General features: G+C 38.0%; 14 protein-coding genes. 4 read left to right on the top strand and 10 right to left on the bottom strand.

The window, feature by feature from the left end:
- The first annotated feature begins 386 nt into the window (after positions 1-386).
- Together AC973_RS04920 and AC973_RS04915 are read left to right on the top strand one after the other, a co-directional pair.
- Positions 387-1,367 (top strand): DUF1002 domain-containing protein, encoded by a 981-nt coding sequence (locus tag AC973_RS04920; protein ID WP_048728035.1) that lies wholly within the window; start codon positions 387-389, stop codon positions 1,365-1,367.
- A gap of 169 nt (positions 1,368-1,536) precedes the next feature.
- A complete protein-coding gene (locus AC973_RS04915; protein ID WP_016896376.1) occupies positions 1,537-2,241 on the top strand; it encodes a VIT1/CCC1 transporter family protein in 705 nt (234 codons plus the stop codon).
- Between the two features lie 195 nt (positions 2,242-2,436).
- On the opposite strand, the gene AC973_RS04910 is transcribed toward AC973_RS04915, so the two are convergent.
- The 3 genes from AC973_RS04910 to rlmH form a co-directional block, all read right to left on the bottom strand.
- Complete coding sequence (locus tag AC973_RS04910) at positions 2,437-3,930, bottom strand: carbon starvation protein A (RefSeq protein WP_048728034.1); 1,494 nt, start codon at positions 3,928-3,930, stop codon at positions 2,437-2,439.
- 356 nt (positions 3,931-4,286) lie between these two features.
- Positions 4,287-4,994, bottom strand: coding sequence for a hydroxyacylglutathione hydrolase (gene gloB, locus AC973_RS04905; RefSeq protein WP_048728031.1), 708 nt, complete (start codon positions 4,992-4,994; stop codon positions 4,287-4,289).
- A gap of 117 nt (positions 4,995-5,111) precedes the next feature.
- Positions 5,112-5,591 (bottom strand): 23S rRNA (pseudouridine(1915)-N(3))-methyltransferase RlmH, encoded by a 480-nt coding sequence (gene rlmH / locus AC973_RS04900; RefSeq protein WP_048728028.1) that lies wholly within the window; start codon positions 5,589-5,591, stop codon positions 5,112-5,114.
- Between the two features lie 230 nt (positions 5,592-5,821).
- On the opposite strand from rlmH, the gene AC973_RS04895 reads away from it, so the two are divergent.
- Both AC973_RS04895 and AC973_RS04890 read left to right on the top strand, forming a co-directional pair.
- Positions 5,822-7,159 (top strand): TrkH family potassium uptake protein, encoded by a 1,338-nt coding sequence (locus AC973_RS04895; protein ID WP_048728026.1) that lies wholly within the window; start codon positions 5,822-5,824, stop codon positions 7,157-7,159.
- A gap of 10 nt (positions 7,160-7,169) precedes the next feature.
- A complete protein-coding gene (locus tag AC973_RS04890) occupies positions 7,170-7,844 on the top strand; it encodes a potassium channel family protein (protein WP_048728023.1) in 675 nt (224 codons plus the stop codon).
- 432 nt (positions 7,845-8,276) lie between these two features.
- On the opposite strand, the gene AC973_RS04885 is transcribed toward AC973_RS04890, so the two are convergent.
- The 7 genes from AC973_RS04885 to yycF form a co-directional block, all read right to left on the bottom strand.
- A complete protein-coding gene (locus tag AC973_RS04885; RefSeq protein WP_048728021.1) occupies positions 8,277-9,638 on the bottom strand; it encodes a S1C family serine protease in 1,362 nt (453 codons plus the stop codon).
- Between the two features lie 111 nt (positions 9,639-9,749).
- A complete protein-coding gene (locus AC973_RS04880) occupies positions 9,750-10,565 on the bottom strand; it encodes an MBL fold metallo-hydrolase (protein ID WP_048728018.1) in 816 nt (271 codons plus the stop codon).
- 64 nt (positions 10,566-10,629) lie between these two features.
- Positions 10,630-12,408, bottom strand: coding sequence for a DUF2207 domain-containing protein (locus AC973_RS04875; protein ID WP_048728014.1), 1,779 nt, complete (start codon positions 12,406-12,408; stop codon positions 10,630-10,632).
- Between the two features lie 18 nt (positions 12,409-12,426).
- Positions 12,427-13,248 (bottom strand): two-component system regulatory protein YycI, encoded by an 822-nt coding sequence (locus AC973_RS04870; protein WP_016896367.1) that lies wholly within the window; start codon positions 13,246-13,248, stop codon positions 12,427-12,429.
- Positions 13,249-13,250: 2 nt separating this feature from the next.
- Positions 13,251-14,813 carry a hypothetical protein gene (locus AC973_RS04865; RefSeq protein ID WP_048728011.1) on the bottom strand — a complete coding sequence of 521 codons (1,563 nt, stop codon included), beginning with the start codon at positions 14,811-14,813 and terminating at the stop codon, positions 13,251-13,253.
- Positions 14,803-16,695, bottom strand: coding sequence for a cell wall metabolism sensor histidine kinase WalK (gene walK, locus AC973_RS04860; protein WP_048728008.1), 1,893 nt, complete (start codon positions 16,693-16,695; stop codon positions 14,803-14,805). The genes AC973_RS04865 and walK overlap by 11 nt, the downstream gene beginning before the upstream one ends.
- Positions 16,696-16,704: 9 nt before the next feature.
- Positions 16,705-17,421, bottom strand: coding sequence for a response regulator YycF (gene yycF, locus AC973_RS04855; protein ID WP_048728005.1), 717 nt, complete (start codon positions 17,419-17,421; stop codon positions 16,705-16,707).
- Positions 17,422-17,506 lie beyond the last annotated feature (85 nt).

The following is a 17,506-nucleotide window of genomic DNA, read 5'->3' as shown; positions in this document are numbered from 1 at the left end:
TCGCTAATTCCTCCTAGGTATCAATACCTAGGTTTCCTTAGCTGACAGCTTGTAAATGAAATAGATTATTTTTGTAGTGATATGGCTAGTAACCCATTTTTTCTGATTATTAACTTTCAGGTTATGCTTATGCCTAACATAGTCTTAAAAAGCAGTGGGACCGCCCTCACCCTAGTTAGGTTCGAGTCTCCAGAGAGGTCTCTCGCACCTTAATCATATTACTCCTAGACAGGAAGCGTCGTCTTTCGCACTCCTTTTCTCCTTAAACAATTTTTATATCCTTGTTAACAGTTTTCTAAAACCCTTTCCAATTTAAAATGATACAATGGGCTTACCGACAACTACGACCTTAATGGTCATAATCAGTCTGTAGGAGGAAACATACAATGGAAAAGTTTACAAAACGAATTTTATTAACTAGTGGTGTTTTAGCTTTAGGACTTGCCGTAGCTGCACCAAATAAATTAGCAGATAAGATTGCTATTGACCCGATGTTTACATACGGGGAAACTTTAGATGATAGCCAATATACTGAAACAAAAAAATTATTAGGTGTTGAAGATGGCGCGACTGAAATCGAAGTGGCTGTTAATGAATTAAATGACTTATTACAAGATAGCTACCCATACAACCAAGTCTACTCTTCAGCTTATATCACACCAGCTGATAACGATGGTGGCGTAACGGTTGAAATCGAAACACCAGATACAATAACAGATATCACTGAAGCCCAATATGAGAATGCGGCCATTACTGCGGGTGCAATTGACGTAGATATTAAAGTTGCTTCTGCTGTTACAGTAGATGGTTCAGGTGCCTTAGCGGGTGTTTATAAAGCCTTTGAAGATGCTGGTTATTCATTAGATGATGATGCCCGTCAAGTGGCGCAAGATGAGTTAGCGGTAACTTCTTCAATTACACAAGAGAATGAAGATACTGAAGGTTACTCTGATAGCGACATGAACGCTGCGATTGCGGATATTAAAGCGCAAATTGCTGACTTGAAAGACCAAAATGGTGGCTCAATTTCAGTGGATGAAATTACTGTTATCGTGAATAATGTTGTGAATAACTACAACTTAAATGGTGTGATTTCTGAAGACAATATCCAAGCGATTATTGATCAAATGAAAAACTTCTCTAACCTTGAGTTAAGTGAAGAGCAAAAAACACAATTATCTAACTTAGCAAGCTCATTGACTGACGCTGCGAGTAACGTTGCCGCTTCTGCTTCTTCAGCAATTGAAAATGCTGATACTGAGCAATTACAAGAAGATGCTGTAGGCATATGGGACCGTATCTTATCCATTATTGATAACATCTTCGGGACTAGCTTCTCAGATAACAAAGAAAACAATAACGAATAGGCAATCAAACGCCCGTATACGAAAACTATATTGTCTCCAAAACTATTTTTTCTCATCAAAAAATAGCCTTGGAGACTTTTTTTATGAGGTGATTGCAACACTTACACTAAACTACATAGACTGAAAGAAACGCTAAGGTCTATAATAGCTGTATGAGGGAGGGTTTGTCATGTTCAAAGCTAATCGATTCAATTTTCGTATGAATAGTGATTATGTGAAAAGTATGGTCTATGGCGGTTTAGATGGCATAATAACAACTTTTGCAGTAGTTTCCGGCGTGACTGGCGGTGCTTTAGACTTTCAGATTGTAATTATTCTAGGCTTCTCAAACTTATTAGCGGATGGTCTTTCAATGGCTGTCGGTGATTACTTATCCTCTAAGTCAGAAAACGAATTTATCACTAAAGAGATTGAACAGCACCAATCTAATTTCAATTATGATTTTCAATCTGAACTAAACGATTTCAAGGAATATTATATAAACAAAGGACTTACAGAAACGGATGCTTCATCAATTTCAGAAACATTAGCTAAATATCCAAAAGTAATCGAACAAGAGCGTATAAACATGATCTTTGGCACTGCAGAAACAGAAGCGCATCCTATAAATAATGCTTTAGTTACTTTTTTATCCTTTATTTTGTATGGATTTATTCCCTTGATTGCATATGTCTTTGCTTCATCTTCAACATTTCTTATGGAAAATACTTTTATAGTTGCTAGTATTTTAACTGGACTTACGCTATTTATCTTAGGTGCAATCAAATCAAAGTTAACTTTAACAAACTGGGTCCGCTCTGGTATGGAAATGTTATTAGTAGGAGGTGCAACTGCATTAATCGCTTATATGATAGGTTTTATTTTGGGTGGTTAGTATTTTTTAAACAGAGATTACGCTTTACCACTGTAAATGGGGGCAACACGTTTTCTCAATTAGATTTGATTTCCAAGTAAGTGAGTATAAATAAAAAGCCAAGCAATCAAATAATGATTACTCGGCTTTTTTAAAACTCTAATTTGATGGCGTTTCATTTTTATGAGTCAATCTGTTACTTTTAAGGTTAACCTATTAGTTATTTTTCTTAACCAATTCCGGATATAATTGGTTGATTTGTAATTGGTCGTTGATAAGTTTTGAACTTGGATCCATAGTTTCTTTTTGTTTCACTCCTTGGCGCCAATATACTGCAAGTATGATTAGTGTAATGGCTGCCCCGCCCCAGTAGGATAAATTACTTAACCCCAAGTTAAAACCGATAGGCTCACTTAACAAATAAACGACAACGGCATATAACATAAATACCCCTGGCACTAATGTTACGAAGTAGTTTTTACCTTTCAGGAATAAATAGCGCGTTGTTACCAGTAAGGCTAATACAGCTGTAACTTGATTGGCCCAGTTGAAGTAACGCCATAAGATATTGAAGTCCACAAAGGTTAAGAAGAATGAAATTACATAAATTGGTAAAGTGATTGTCATTATCTTTGGTAGTGTATCTTGTTTCATGTGGGTATAATCTGCAATAATAATACGCAATGAACGGAATGCAGATAAACCAGATGATAATGGTAACACAATAACCCCAATAATAGCTAAAGTACCAAATACTGGTCCCAATAATTCTAATGATACGGCATTCACAACTGCTGAAGCAGTACCTGCATCAATCATACCTGATAAAGTTTCACCGTCGAATAAGGCTAATGAAGCTGCCACCCAAATCATCGCGATAACACCTTCAGCAATCATCATACCATAGAAAGTGAAACGCCCCTCACGTTCATTTTCCATTGTACGAGATACCATTGGTGCTTGGGTTGCATGGAAACCTGACATTGCTCCACAAGAAATAGTGAAGAAGATACCTGGGAAAATAGCCAAGCCTTTAGGATGAAAGTTCGACATAGTAGCTGAAGACAATTCAATCATTGAGTGGTCTCCAAAGATCAATGTTAAACCGATTGCTAAAGTCGAAATGATGAGTATTGCACCAAACCAAGGATATACTTTCCCCATTGCTTGGTCGATTGGTAAAACTGTTGAAATAATGAAGTAAATAAAAATAGCAATTATAATGATAATTAAAGCTACATTACCTGGCAACAAGCTTTGAATAAGCGCTGCAGGCGACGAAACGAATACAGTACCTACCAATAATAATAGTAAACAAGCAAATAAGTTAACTACATGCATAGTCCCTTTATTAATATACTTACCTGCTAAAGCGGGTAATTGTGCCCCATTATTTCTAAGAGATACCATCCCCAACATGTAATCGTGGACCGCCCCAGCAAATATACAACCAAAAACAATCCATAAATAAGCGACTGGCCCATATAAAGCACCCATGATTGGACCAAATACTGGTCCTGTACCAGCGATATTTAATAATTCAATAATACCGTTTTTCCATCTTGGCATAGGTACAAAGTCCATACCATCCTGTAAAACTTCCGCTGGCGTCGTCCGTTCTGGATTTGGCTCAAAATTTTTCTCGATATAGCGACCATAGGTGAAGTACCCTCCAACTAAAGCGAGAACACCTATTATAAATGTCCACATAAAAATTTCCTCCCTTTTTTATCAATGTAAGCGTTTATACCATCATATTATCGCGCTATATTGATACAAGTCAATTCTACTTGAAGAAAATCATTGTCACTATATTTATTTGTACATTGCTGTTTTTATTAATATGAGAAAAAGAGTAATTTAAACATTGAGATACAGACCTTCTCATGCCTTATTTTCATTTTACCCTTGTTAGCTTCATGCTTCTCTTATATAAAAAACACAATATGCAGTACAAATTTGTATTCATCTCTAATCCAGATACTTATATGGTTGAGGATAAATAAAAAAAGAGAGGTAGCTTACCATCTGCTACCTCACCATAATATTTTTCCACATTGAATGTTTTAAAAATTATCCCGTAAATTTCTTAAATCTTTAAAAGCCGTGACATCTTCTACTTGCATAAAAATGTTAATGATTTTTTCTCTACCAATAGTTGAAGGATAAGTAGGATGGTTTGCAGCATTTAAAACTTCTGCTTGCCCTAAGGCTTCAGCAAATACTTCATTTTCAGGAAATATTGAATGTGCGAATTTTAAATTGGTTAAGGTGTACTCGTGTCCTGCAAATACAGCGATGTCATCGTCTAAACGGCTAAAAGTTTCTAAGGCATCAAACGCTGCTTGGTAATCACCTGTAAACACGCGACCACATCCCGCTGAGAACATAGCATCACCTGAAAATAGAAACTGATTATCGACAATATAGGCTAAATGTCCTGCTGTATGGCCCGCTGAAAGTAAGGCGGTTACTGTATGACCTAAAATATCTACCTGGCTACCATCTTCCAAAATTGTCATATTGTCAAAACCTGGTACTTCACTTGGAGCATAGATATTAGTTTCTGGGTAGGCCTGGATAATTTCCTCTACACCACCAATGTGATCGTCATGTTTATGTGTTAATAAAATAGCAATTTGACTAGGTTTTTCTACTTCGATATAAGATAAAACTTCTGCTGCTTCACCCGGGTCAACAATCACAACACTATTTGTATCTTCAATCATCCAAATATAATTATCTGCTAATGCATGTATTGGGAAAATATTCATACTTAAACTCCTCACTACTCCTTGTATACTTAGCGTAATCCATATAGAAAGTCATCTTTCTCTTGCATCTTAACATATCCTGCATTCTAATCGCCATTTATCCTACTGAAACATTTTTTATTTATGATAAGGTTCATTATTTTGTATTCTAAAGGCGCGATAAATTTGTTCTGTTAAGACCAATCGCATCAATTGGTGAGGTAATGTCATTTTGCCGAAAGAAACGGCTTGATTCGCCCGCTGGTTGACTGCACTACTCGTACCTAAGGATCCCCCAATCACAAAAAGTAAAGTTGATTTCCCTCGGGTCATTTGACTCTGCATCGATTTAGCTAATTCTGGTGAGGACAGCATTTGTCCGTTAATTGCTAGCAGATAAACATAATCATCCGGTTTTATTTTATTCAAGATACGTTCACCTTCCGCATCCTTCACCATTTCATCTTCCGATTCACTAGCGTTTTCTTTTGTTGGTTCGTCTTTCACTTCAATAATTTCAATCTTCGTATAGCGCGAAAGGCGCTTGCTATACTCTTCAATGCCTTGTTTTAGGTACTTTTCTTTCAATTTACCAACTGAGATAATTTTAATTAACATGCAAAAATAACTCCTATCATGCAAATATTTCGTTATTAACTTTTTTATCTTTTATTCTACTAGATTTTTCTGTTAAAGTGTTTATAATTAATCGTATTTGAAAAATGAATCTTAAAATTTCTTAAAGTCATCAAACTTTATGGGAGGTTATCACAATTAATTTAATACATAGGGTACTGCGTTATTTTCTAAAACCGGTAAGTCAATTATCTAGCGCAAAAAAAATTGCTTTGTCATTTGCTGTCGTCATCTTTGTAGGTTCACTACTACTGAGTCTACCAATTAGCCAGGTGGCCACATCAGATGCAACATACTTTGATCATCTATTCATTGCTGTTTCTGCTGTCTCTGTCACAGGTTTATGGGTTGAATCCATTTTTGATACCTATAATACATTTGGTCAAATTATTATGATGATGTTGATCCAAATCGGTGGGTTGGGCTTAATGACCTTCATCGCGTTAATTTATTTTAGGATTGGCCAAAATGTTCGTATTCGAGACCAAGTTGCTGTGTCTAACGCTTTAAACAATAGTTCATTAAATAATATTTCTAACTGGCTAGGTAAAATTTTCCGATACACTTTTATTATTGAAGGTGTTGGTGCTTTACTCTTTGCCACTTATTTCATTCCTACGTATGGTTTAGGTCGCGGCACTTTTCTAAGTATCTTTATGGCTATCTCTGCCTTCTGTAATGCTGGGTTTGACCCATTAGGAAATTCTTCTATGATAGGTTTACAGACACAGCCTTTGGTTAACTGGACCATTATTTCTCTTATTATTCTTGGTGGTATAGGATTTTCAGTTTGGTTTGATGTGGCTAACCAAATGAAGAAATTCGACCGATCTAGACCAAAATCTGCTTTAAAAAAGGCTATTCGTCAATTACGCCCACATACTAAATTAGCTTTAAAAATGACCATCCTAATTATTACATTAGGCACCTTTCTATTTCTCGCTTTTGAGTGGAACAATTCTGATACGATTGGGAAGATGTCTATTGGTGACAAGTTCATGACCGCTGTTTTTCAAACCGTTACTATGCGTACTGCGGGATTTGCATCTATTGATTATACACTGGCACACCCTGTTAGTATTTTGATATTCATTGTCACTATGTTTATCGGTGGTAGTCCTGGTGGTACAGCTGGTGGTTTAAAAACAACAACATTTGCTTTAGTATTAATGTTAGCTATTGCAGAGATTAGACAAAAAGAATTTATCAACTTTGATAAACACACGATTCCATCAAAACTATTACGTCAGGCACTTGTTATCTTCTTACTATATACCACTTTATTAATTATTGGTTCTGGTTTAATCTTAGCTTTTGATCCTCAGGTGGATTTCTTATATATACTATTTGAAACCATTTCTGCGTTTGCAACCGTTGGTGTAACAGCCAATTTAACACCAACGCTTTCTATGGCTAGTCAAATTATTTTAATGGCATTAATGTTTATGGGACGAATTGGTCCAATGACTATGTTCCTTTCATTATTACCAAGTAAACAAAATAAAAAACGTGATATTAAATATATAAACACAAATATTTTAATAGGATAGGTGTTATAAAATGGGAAAAATGAATCTAGTAGGTATTTTAGGTTTAGGTATTTTTGGTTCTACAATCGCTAAAGAATTATCCGAAAGCGGTGTTGAAATCATTGCTTGTGATCTAGATGAAAAAAATGTAAACCGTTTAGATGGTTACTTAACAGTTGGTTCAGTTGGAGACTTTACTGATATAGAATATATGCGAAACCTTGGTTTTGGCCAATGTGATGCGATCGTTATTTCTACAGGTACCAACCTTGAAGCTTCTGTATTAGGCGTTATTAATGCAAAAGAATTAGGTATCAACCATATCATCTGTAAGGTTAAAAATAAAACAAATCGTAAAGTTTTAGAAGCGCTAGGTGTAAATACCATTGTGCAACCAGAAAAAGAATCTGGCGTTCAAATTGCGCGTCGTATGATTCACTACACCATTGAAGAAATTATTAACCTAGATGACGAAACATCTTTAGTAGAATTCCGTCCACCAGAAGAATGGGTGGGCAAATCACTCACTTCATTGAATACACGTCAACGCTACGACATCAATATCATTGGTATCCGCAAACGTCGCCGTGAAGCATTAACCACAACCTTCCCTGCTGACTATATCATCCAGGCCGATGATATCTATGTCGCTATTGCTAATACTGACAAATTTGAAAAAGCTGACTATTTACGTGAAATTCGTTAATGGCCCTTATGCAACTATTAGGTTGGGACGCTGGTCTCAACCTTTTTATTATTCGTTTACCTAATGTTTATGATTATCCACAGTTTCCACAACCATTAGACGCGATTTATGGGCATTTTTGAAAAAGTACACTCCGCCCCCATAGTTATCCCCACTATCCACATAAAGGTTCACAATTCACAAAGCTTATATCTCAATGTTTTAAGCGGTACCAACATTTTATACACATCCACACCATTTTATCCACATCTATGTGGATAAGGTATGGGGATAAGTGGACAAGTCTCTAAGTTTTCTATCCCTCGATAAATTAAATGATACTTTCCACCTGATGCAAGTTATACCATCGAAAAAGCTCAACCGATATTAACTGACGGTTGAGCTTCATTTATATTATTTAATAATTCTGTGTAATTGAACAGAATTTATTCTTTATTGGGTTGCGGAACTGTTGTTTTGTGGTTGTAACTGTACAGTCGTTGTTTGTAATTCACCATTGCGGTAGAAGGAAACTTCTACACTTGCATCAGATTTTTGTTGGTATAAAGCTTGACGTAATGATGCTGAATCCGTTACAGCTTCACCTGCAAATTCAACGATGACATCATCCGCTTGTAAGCCAGCTGCTTCCGCTGCCGATCCTGCTGATACTTCTGCAACATAAACACCACCATCAACATCATCAGGTAATTGTAAGTTTTGTGATTGATAATCTAATGACACTCGGTTAAGGTCAACCATAGATACACCTAATTCCGGACGGACAATTTCGCCATTGGCTTCCAGTTCACCAATGATTGTTTGCACCTCACCTGCTGGGATGGCAAAGCCCATACCCTCTACTTGGTCACTTGATACCTTCATCGAGTTAATCCCAATCACTTGTCCAGCAGCATTTAATAAAGCACCACCAGAGTTACCAGGGTTAATCGCTGCATCTGTTTGGATAACATTAGCCACCCAGTCAGACGTACCATCACCGTTAATATCAACAGCTACCGAACGGTCTAAACCAGAGATAATCCCTTGCGTCACTGTTGTTGCATATTCAGAACCTAAAGGTGAACCAATGGCAATCGCAGGCTCCCCTACTTTCAAGCTATCAGAATTCCCAAATTCAGCAACTGTTGTCACAACATCTGAAGAAATCTCCAATACCGCTAAGTCAGTCCATGGATCAGAACCAACCACTTCAGCCTCAACTTGGGTACCGTCAGCCATAATAATATTAATCGCATCTGCCCCGTCAATTACGTGATTGTTAGTGACAACATAAGCAGTGTCCCCGTCAACCTTGTAGATGACACCTGAACCCTCAGAAGACGTTTCTAATTCTGAAGACTCTGTTGTAGTTTCTCCTTGAGTTGGTGAAGTAAATCCGAATAAATCATATGTTGAAACAGACTCTGTCATGTTCACAACAGAAACAACTGAATCTTGTACATTAGCTACTGTTTCAGAAACATCCGTAGTCACATCAAGTGAAGCCGATTGGACTGAAGAAGTTGTGTTATCTGCTTGCGCACTAGAAACTGCCTCATCTACAATCGATTGCACTTCTTCTGTTGAAATCTGATCATCCGTATCATTGGCAGTCGTCACAGCATAGCCCACACCAGAAATTAACACAGCAGCAACTGCACCACCAATTAAGCCTGATTGTAAGGCAGTCAATTTACGTTCTTTCTTTTCAGGTCTATGTGGTTCATTTGGGTTTTTAATTGGTTCATCGATTTGGTTATCCACTGATGATGACTGGTCATTTAAATTATTTGGATCATTTGACTGAGACATTTGCTCATCTCCCTCGATTTATATTTTAGACTGTTAGCACTTTGATTATAGTAATTATATTTGAATTGTTTATGACTTTTTACAGGTAAAATTATAAATATTTATAAACATTTATAGAGTATACAAGCTAGTCGGCTTGTCAGGATTGGTGTCATATACCTCAAACTGATCATTTACTCCCATATCTGCCTGAAGCATTGCGGATACGCAAGTTTGGTAGGCAATGGTTTTCATATTATTCTCTTTAGATAAATGGCCTAGATAGATACGTTTCGTTCTATCCCCAATCATATCAATCATGGCTTGAGCACCAGCATCGTTTGATAAATGACCCTCATCGCCAAGGATACGTTGTTTTAAAGACCATGGATAAGCACCCATCCGCAACATATCCAAATCATGGTTAGACTCGATTAAATAGCCATCTGAATTCTTCAACAAGCCAATTAACCGGTCACTCACATAACCTGTATCCGTTAGAATGGTAAACTGTCGGTCATCCTTTTGAAAGGCATAAAACTGCGGTTCAGCAGCGTCATGGCTCACACCATAGGACACAATATCCACATCGCCTAAAGTTAGTATATCACCTTGCTCCATGACATGCTGTTTTTCTACTGGGATAACCCCAACCTTACTCCCAATTGCTTGCCAGGTCGCCTCATTAGCATAGACATTTAAATCGTACTTACGCGCTAGAACCCCCATCCCCTTAATATGGTCTGAATGTTCATGCGTAATAAATAAACTATCAATCTCATTGATATCACGATTAATGCCCGCTAACAATTCCTTCATCTTTTTCCCACTAAATCCTGCGTCCACTAAAATCTTCCGCTTAGGGGTTTCAATATAAGTAGCGTTTCCGCTAGAGCTACTGCCGAGCATGGAAACACGCATTGTAAAATCATTTTGTGCAGTCTCCATGATTGCCTCCTTCTAGATCTAAATACTGTTACTTTTCATTTATTATTCTTTATCTTATCACCGACTATTCAGCGACGTCATCATCCGAATCTTCCTCAGCCTGTGGTTGCCACTTCAATTTCTCTAACTGTAAATGGTCAATTGCTTGTGCCGAACCCATCAAAGGTAACTGCACAACCTGCGCCTCTTGTCCCAGCGCCTTAGCAACCTTCACATTCGACCCCGCAACCCAAGCATATAAATATTGATGGTCCAACCACTCTGCCGATTGACGGCCCCAAGCATCCGGATTCATTAACTGGCTGCCGATGCCCTTCAAATAGCCCTGCCACAACTTGAATAAGGATACCCCTTTTTCACTCCGCATTGGTAAGACATTTTTTTGTAAAAGGGCAACCAAAGCCACGCTGACAACCAGCAATAACGAAGCCCATACATTTAAAGCTTGCAGCTGCAATTGCCAGTAAATCACGAAACCTGTTCCAAATAACCATGCTACCATATAAAGGGTTAGAATAGCCATGTAAACTTGATTCATTTTACTATAAACACCGTCTTTGGTTAAGGGTTGTTTAGCTACTTGGTTAATCTTACGGACTAATTTCCGGCCAAATCGTGACATCATCGTTACCTTGCCCGTATTGTTAAAAACTAAGTCATTTAAAGACACCACATCACGACTGGTTTGGGTATTTTCTTGAAGCCTCGTTAATAATAATTGACCTGCTGGATTATTGACTTCCTGTTTCAATGTTGATACTTGAATATCCGTTAATTGGCCACGTTTATTAACTTCAAAATGGGCCGCAAAAACTTTTGCTTGAATCATCTCTAAAACTAACAAGACAATCTTTTGATGGTCCGAATACCCTTTACCCATTAACCGGGCCACAGTTTGCGGACCGTAAGCATTGGGTTGACTCGCCACGAAGCCTTTCTTATTCGGCACCGCAATCACAATTTGGCGCTTCTTCATATATAAATAAATGGTATAAGCAAAAATTAAGACAAATAAAGTCCCCGCCACAGCCCATATTTTCATGGTTTGGCGTTTTTGTAAACTAGTCGCTGCTTTTTGGCTAGCCTGCATACTTTCAATTGTCGCTTGTCCTTCTGAATCTGCCCCCACCTTTTGGTTATCAGGTAGAATGGACACTGGCATGTACATTTGAAGGGCCACGCTTTCATCAGCTTTTAAGTTATCTACTGTGATTGTAAATGATTTTCTATCGTCAGCCCATTGCAAGTCCGTTTTGCCAGGACCTGAAATGATTAAATCAGATTGGTCTTCCGGCACGGCTTGCGGGAATGTGACAGTTAAAGTGGCTTGATCGACGTCATAGGGTAATGCTAGAAAGCTACTCTTTAAAATCGTCCACTCAGAATAATTGGTCCAAGCATCTGAAATCGTCGCTGAAACCTGGGTAATATGTGGTGCATTCGTCACCGTATTGTAGATGGTGATGTCCGCCCCTTGATCATCGGCAGTAGAAACCGTAAAAGTCCCCACTTCATTTGAATCACTCTCCACAAAAGTGAAATAAGAATCCGCCGACACACTCTTCATTTCCACGCCAAGATTGGCCAACTTACTCATATCAGTCAGGGCAATCCAGTGGTTAAATTCCTCAACCGTCCCCTTCACATCAAAACCAATCATTTCATCTTGTTGCATGGTCCCATCAGCTTTTACATTCACAGTCGCCGTATAGTCACTCACCGACACATCCGCTAGTACGCCTGTCTTATCCCCCGCAAAAAGGAACATTGCCACTAAGCTGGCTAGGATAATCGTAAACTGGTGCCAGCGGTTACTGACTTTTTCTTGATAATTTTGAAACATGAATCGTCCTCTTTCCAATTATTGGGTCATAATTGCCCCATTGATACCATCTACAAATACACGCTGCGTCGTCCCTTCATTCGTGTGAATCAATAGGGTCCACACTGGGTGGTAGAGGGTCATTTCATCAAGCACTAGGGTTACGCGGTATGATAAGAATGAACGCACAATCGTTGATTCATCTGGAATGCTGTTGTTTAAATAGGCATTTTCAAGGGCCTGTTGTTCACTAATGACCGTCCGTTCCTCGCCTTGAGTCGCAGTACCACCAGCAACCGTCTGGTCATAGGCGTAGACTGCAAAATCATCATTCACCTGAAACACAATTTCTCCAGTTCCATCCGCAATCACTGCACCCGATGCCGTCTCTTGCATGTAAGTCACCCTACCTGCATTCTTATCATAGCTAATAAACCGGTATTGGTTTCCTTGATAAATTTCACTATTAATAAATTGATTCAAGCTGGCTAAGGCAGAATCAGAAAGTTCCCCTGCAGGTGTTTCACCAGTCACCCCTTCCAGTTGAATGGGGGTATTAATCTGTCCTAAGATTTGATTACCATTTACTTCAACACTTTGCGTATCTTCTGTGACGGCTAACACATCTTCTTCACTTAAGGTTGTATTCAAGGTCCTAATAAAGGGAATCCGCAAGACCTCATCTGAAATCTCATCATAATGAATATTATTGGCTTTAAATTCCGTCACAATATCCAATGTCTGATTTTCAATCGCTTGATTCGATGTCCCCACATACTTATTCATAAAAATATTAATCAGAAATACATCTAAAATCAGGAAGGCTAGAATAAAAATGATTTCTACTTTTTTAAAATTCATCGCTAGCTCTCCTCCTCATCACTATCTGATACTGGCGGATTCAAAAATTGAGAATAATCAGTTTCATCTACATCAGAAGAAAAAGATTCCGAAATACTTTCGTCTAACTGGGTCTTCACTTCTTCCTCACTCACCTGTCGGCCTAGATTGTCAAAATAAAGAGATAAATCAACGGCCTCATCAGATTCAGTATAAGTAGTTTGCAGTGATGGATACTGACTCATATCAATTAAATCTTCAAGCATAAACCACTTATTACCAATTTGAACATGCCAAGACGGGATTAATTCTACTAGGCGGCTCGTTTCAGGATTCTGTACCCACCGATAGCCTAAGACCAATTCCGAAATGTCCCCATTAGGATAACCTGCATTATTCAGTAAATTCAAAGCGTCCGCACCTGCCATAACCGTATAAGATTCTGATAAATCAGTCACCTGGGTTTGAATAGTCAAAGCAGACATATAAATATTTTGAATGGTATTACTAGACATGACAAACTGGGCTTTTGAGACATAATTATTCCCAAAAACCGGCAGTGAATGTACATACTTACGGTAAGTAATCATTTCACTTTCGTCGTCACCATTAGACTCTACATACAGCCATGATGTTTGGTCAGCTAAAATATCCGCCATGGCAGCAGATGTGACCTCAATTTGTTGATTTAAATTCGTTTCTTCCGCTTTCGTACTATCTTGTAACAAGACTACTTCAAAAGTTTCCATATTGATCGTTAACTGACGACCTTCTGTATAATAGCGTGAAATTTTATTCATTGAATAATCATGGATATCTTCTGGTGTTTCAAAGAAATGATTCAAGAAGTAAGTTGTTGGTTGACGCTCTTGTAAATAAGTTAACTGGTCAATTTCTTGTGCCTCTTTTGATACATAAGACACCCCATTGGCTAGGATAACTGGCACAACTGGTGCCATTAAGCCTTCATATGAAGATAAATAATCATGGACCCGGGCCATTACATCATCTACACTATCTGAAATAGTCAACGAATAGGCCGTATCAGTCACATCATTCAATAGATAGACTTCATTGGTTTCCATAACATAAATATAAGAAGTGATTGAAATTTCCTGTAATTCTTCAGGAAGTCTAGACACATCCGAAATCAACAAGTTAATCGGTGTTTCATTGTTCAATTTATCTTCAACATAAGGTTGGGTTTGGACGTAGTTGCGGATATTGTAGGCAGAATCTTCTTCGATTTCACTATCATAGTCGAATCCTGCAGCAACATGTTTTAGCTCTTTAATCGCTGGCCTATTATCAATCGCTACGTATTCATCCGTCTCACTATGTAAAATTAAGGTCTGAGACGCTGTAATTTCAACTTCTTCAGTGGAATTTTCGTTTGTTGTTTCATTAGATATCGCCATATTATTCAATTCAGTAGTTGTTTCTCCATTACTTTCTTGATTAGCCTGACTAAACAAGGCATTTAAGGCACTAGGCCCATAGAGGTTACTGACTGAAGCAGCAACCGATACAAGCGCTAGTATGGCAAGTATCGCATGAAGGATCCAATTCCATTTATTATTCTTCATCGGCCCATTCATCCTCCCCTGCCCAATCATCACTATCAAACTCCTCAAATGGAAGTGAGATAAAGAATGTGGTTCCTTTGTTTTCAATCGAATTTACCCAAATTGTCCCGTTATGCAATTCAATTTCTTCCTTTGCGATGGATAACCCTAACCCGCTACCACCTTGAGCACGTGAACGCGCCTTATCTACTCGGTAGAAACGATCAAATAGGTGTGGAATCGATTCTTGAGGGATACCTAACCCTTGGTCTTGAATACTTAAGACCAGTTGGTTATGTGTGGACATTAAACGTACATAGATTGTCCCACCGTCTGGCGAGTATTTAATGGCGTTATTCATAATATTATCGATAACTTGAATTAACTTATCTTGGTCAATTTCTACCCAGACCTCTTCTTCCATTAATTCACGTTTAATAATATAATTTTTACCTTCATAATCTTCAGATTGAAGCATCATGTCAAAACGGTCTAAGATATGGTTCACTAAGTCTTTGAAAATAATCAACTCTCGGTTAATCACCTGTTGCTTAGCGTCCATTCTAGAAAGATGTAGTAAGTCTGAAATCATCCGAATCATACGGTCAGTTTCAGTTTGAATAACGTTCAAGAATTCAACCGCTACTTTTTCATCTTTAATGGCCCCGTCAACCAATGCTTCACTGTATGAACGCACACTCGTTAGTGGTGTACGCAACTCGTGTGAAATATTTGAAACGAATTGCTTACGGTCATGTTCAATTTTTTCATGTTCCGTAATATCCGTTAATACCCAAACCAAACCGGAAATAAAGCCCGATTCTCGTTGAATAACTGAATACTCAGCGCGAATAATTGTTTCCCCTTCATCATTTGCATAATTTAAGAGGATGGATTCATGTTGGTCAAATAATTCTCTGAATGAGAAACGATCAGAAAGGTCTAGGGCTTCAATAATAGATTCCCCAATCACCTCTTCTTGTGTCTTATTCAAAATACTCAATGACCGGTCATTAATAATGGTAATTTTCCCGCGTCGATCGGTGGCAATAACCCCATCCGTCATATGACGTAGGACTGAATCCAACCGCTGCCGCTCTGCTTCAGTTAGGTCTTGTGCATCCCCAACACGAACAGATAGGTAGTTGATAGATTCTGCCAACTGTCCAATCTCATCTTCTGAATTGATATCCAAAGTAGTTGAATAGTTTCCTTCAGCAATTTGCTTGGTTTGATCGCGCATTTTTTGTAGCGGATTGATGATCTGACTAGAGATTAACATCGCTAATACTGTCGTAAATACAAGTGAAATACCTGATGCAATCAAGAATAGAGACATAATATTTTGAATCTGACTATAGATAGTCTCTAGATTTGCAGTCACATTTAAAATACCAATCATGGCTCCTGAAGATGCCGTAGAAAAAATTGGTGTCACAAATTTTTTGATGCGAATTTCTTGATTGGAATCATAGCCTGACGTCTCACTACGAATACCTGTATATAACGTTTCTTCTATATCTTCATCCACCGTTCTTTGCCCAATATAGGCTTGCGAAGTGGGGTTAGAAGTAGCTAATAAGAAACCATTGCTATCGAATAATTGAATTTCTAATACACTATCATTATTAAAGCGACGCAAGATTGAATTCACCTGCGTCTCTTTTTCATCCTCATTCAAATCTTCATCTTCCATCACCGACTGAATATTATCAATGATAAAAGTGGTCTGACTCGTTACTTGGTCATCAAACGACGTTAACATTTCAGTTTCTAGTGAACGAATAAAATACGCTCCGACAATTTGGAGCGAAATTAGTAGCGTTAATATAAAAATAACAGGTATTTTGAAATGAATAGATTTGAAAAAAGGAATCCCAGATTTCTTCCTTGTTTTTGGCATGACTGACCTCTATTCTTGAGTTGGAATTTTAACGAAATAACCAACGCCCCGTCTGGTAATTAAAATCTTAGGATGACTTGGATTTTCTTCGATTTTTTCGCGTAAACGTCTCACAGTTACATCCACTGTACGGACGTCACCAAAATAATCATAACCCCAAACCGTTTGAAGCAAGTGCTCCCTAGTCATTACTTGGTTAATGTGTTGTGAAAGATAATGTAGCAACTCAAATTCACGGTGTGTTAACTCAACATCTTCCCCATTTTTAGAAGCAATATACTCATCCTCATGGATCAATAAATCGCCAATTTCAATAATATTGTCATTCTCCGTCACTTCGTCAGCTACTACTGGTTCAGCAACTACCGCAGTACGGCGAATATTGGCTTTTACGCGCGCCATTAACTCACGGTTTGAGAATGGTTTGGTCACGTAATCGTCCGCTCCTAATTCAAGCCCCAATACCTTATCAATTTCACTATCTTTAGCAGTTAGCATAATGATTGGCACTTGGCTATCTTTACGGATTTGACGGCAGACTTCTAGCCCGTCGATTTTTGGTAACATCAAATCTAAGACCACTAGGTCGGGTTGGAATGATGCGAATTTTTCTAAAGCTTGTTGCCCATCATAGGCAGTATCTATTTCATAACCTTCATTTTTTAAGTTGAAAGATATAATATCTGAGATTGGTTTCTCATCGTCAACAATTAATATTTTTTTCATTAATGTGCTCTCCTTGATTGTGAACATATGATCTTGGAAAATTTGCTAGAACTTATCACCTTATTTTAACACCTTTAGGTGAAAA

The organism is Carnobacterium sp. 1290_CSPC, assembly GCF_001053265.1.
In the GTDB taxonomy this organism is placed as follows: domain Bacteria; phylum Bacillota; class Bacilli; order Lactobacillales; family Aerococcaceae; genus Aerococcus; species Aerococcus urinaeequi.
Note: the sequence above shows the minus strand (reverse complement) of the source record. Positions and strands in the feature narration are given on the sequence as shown.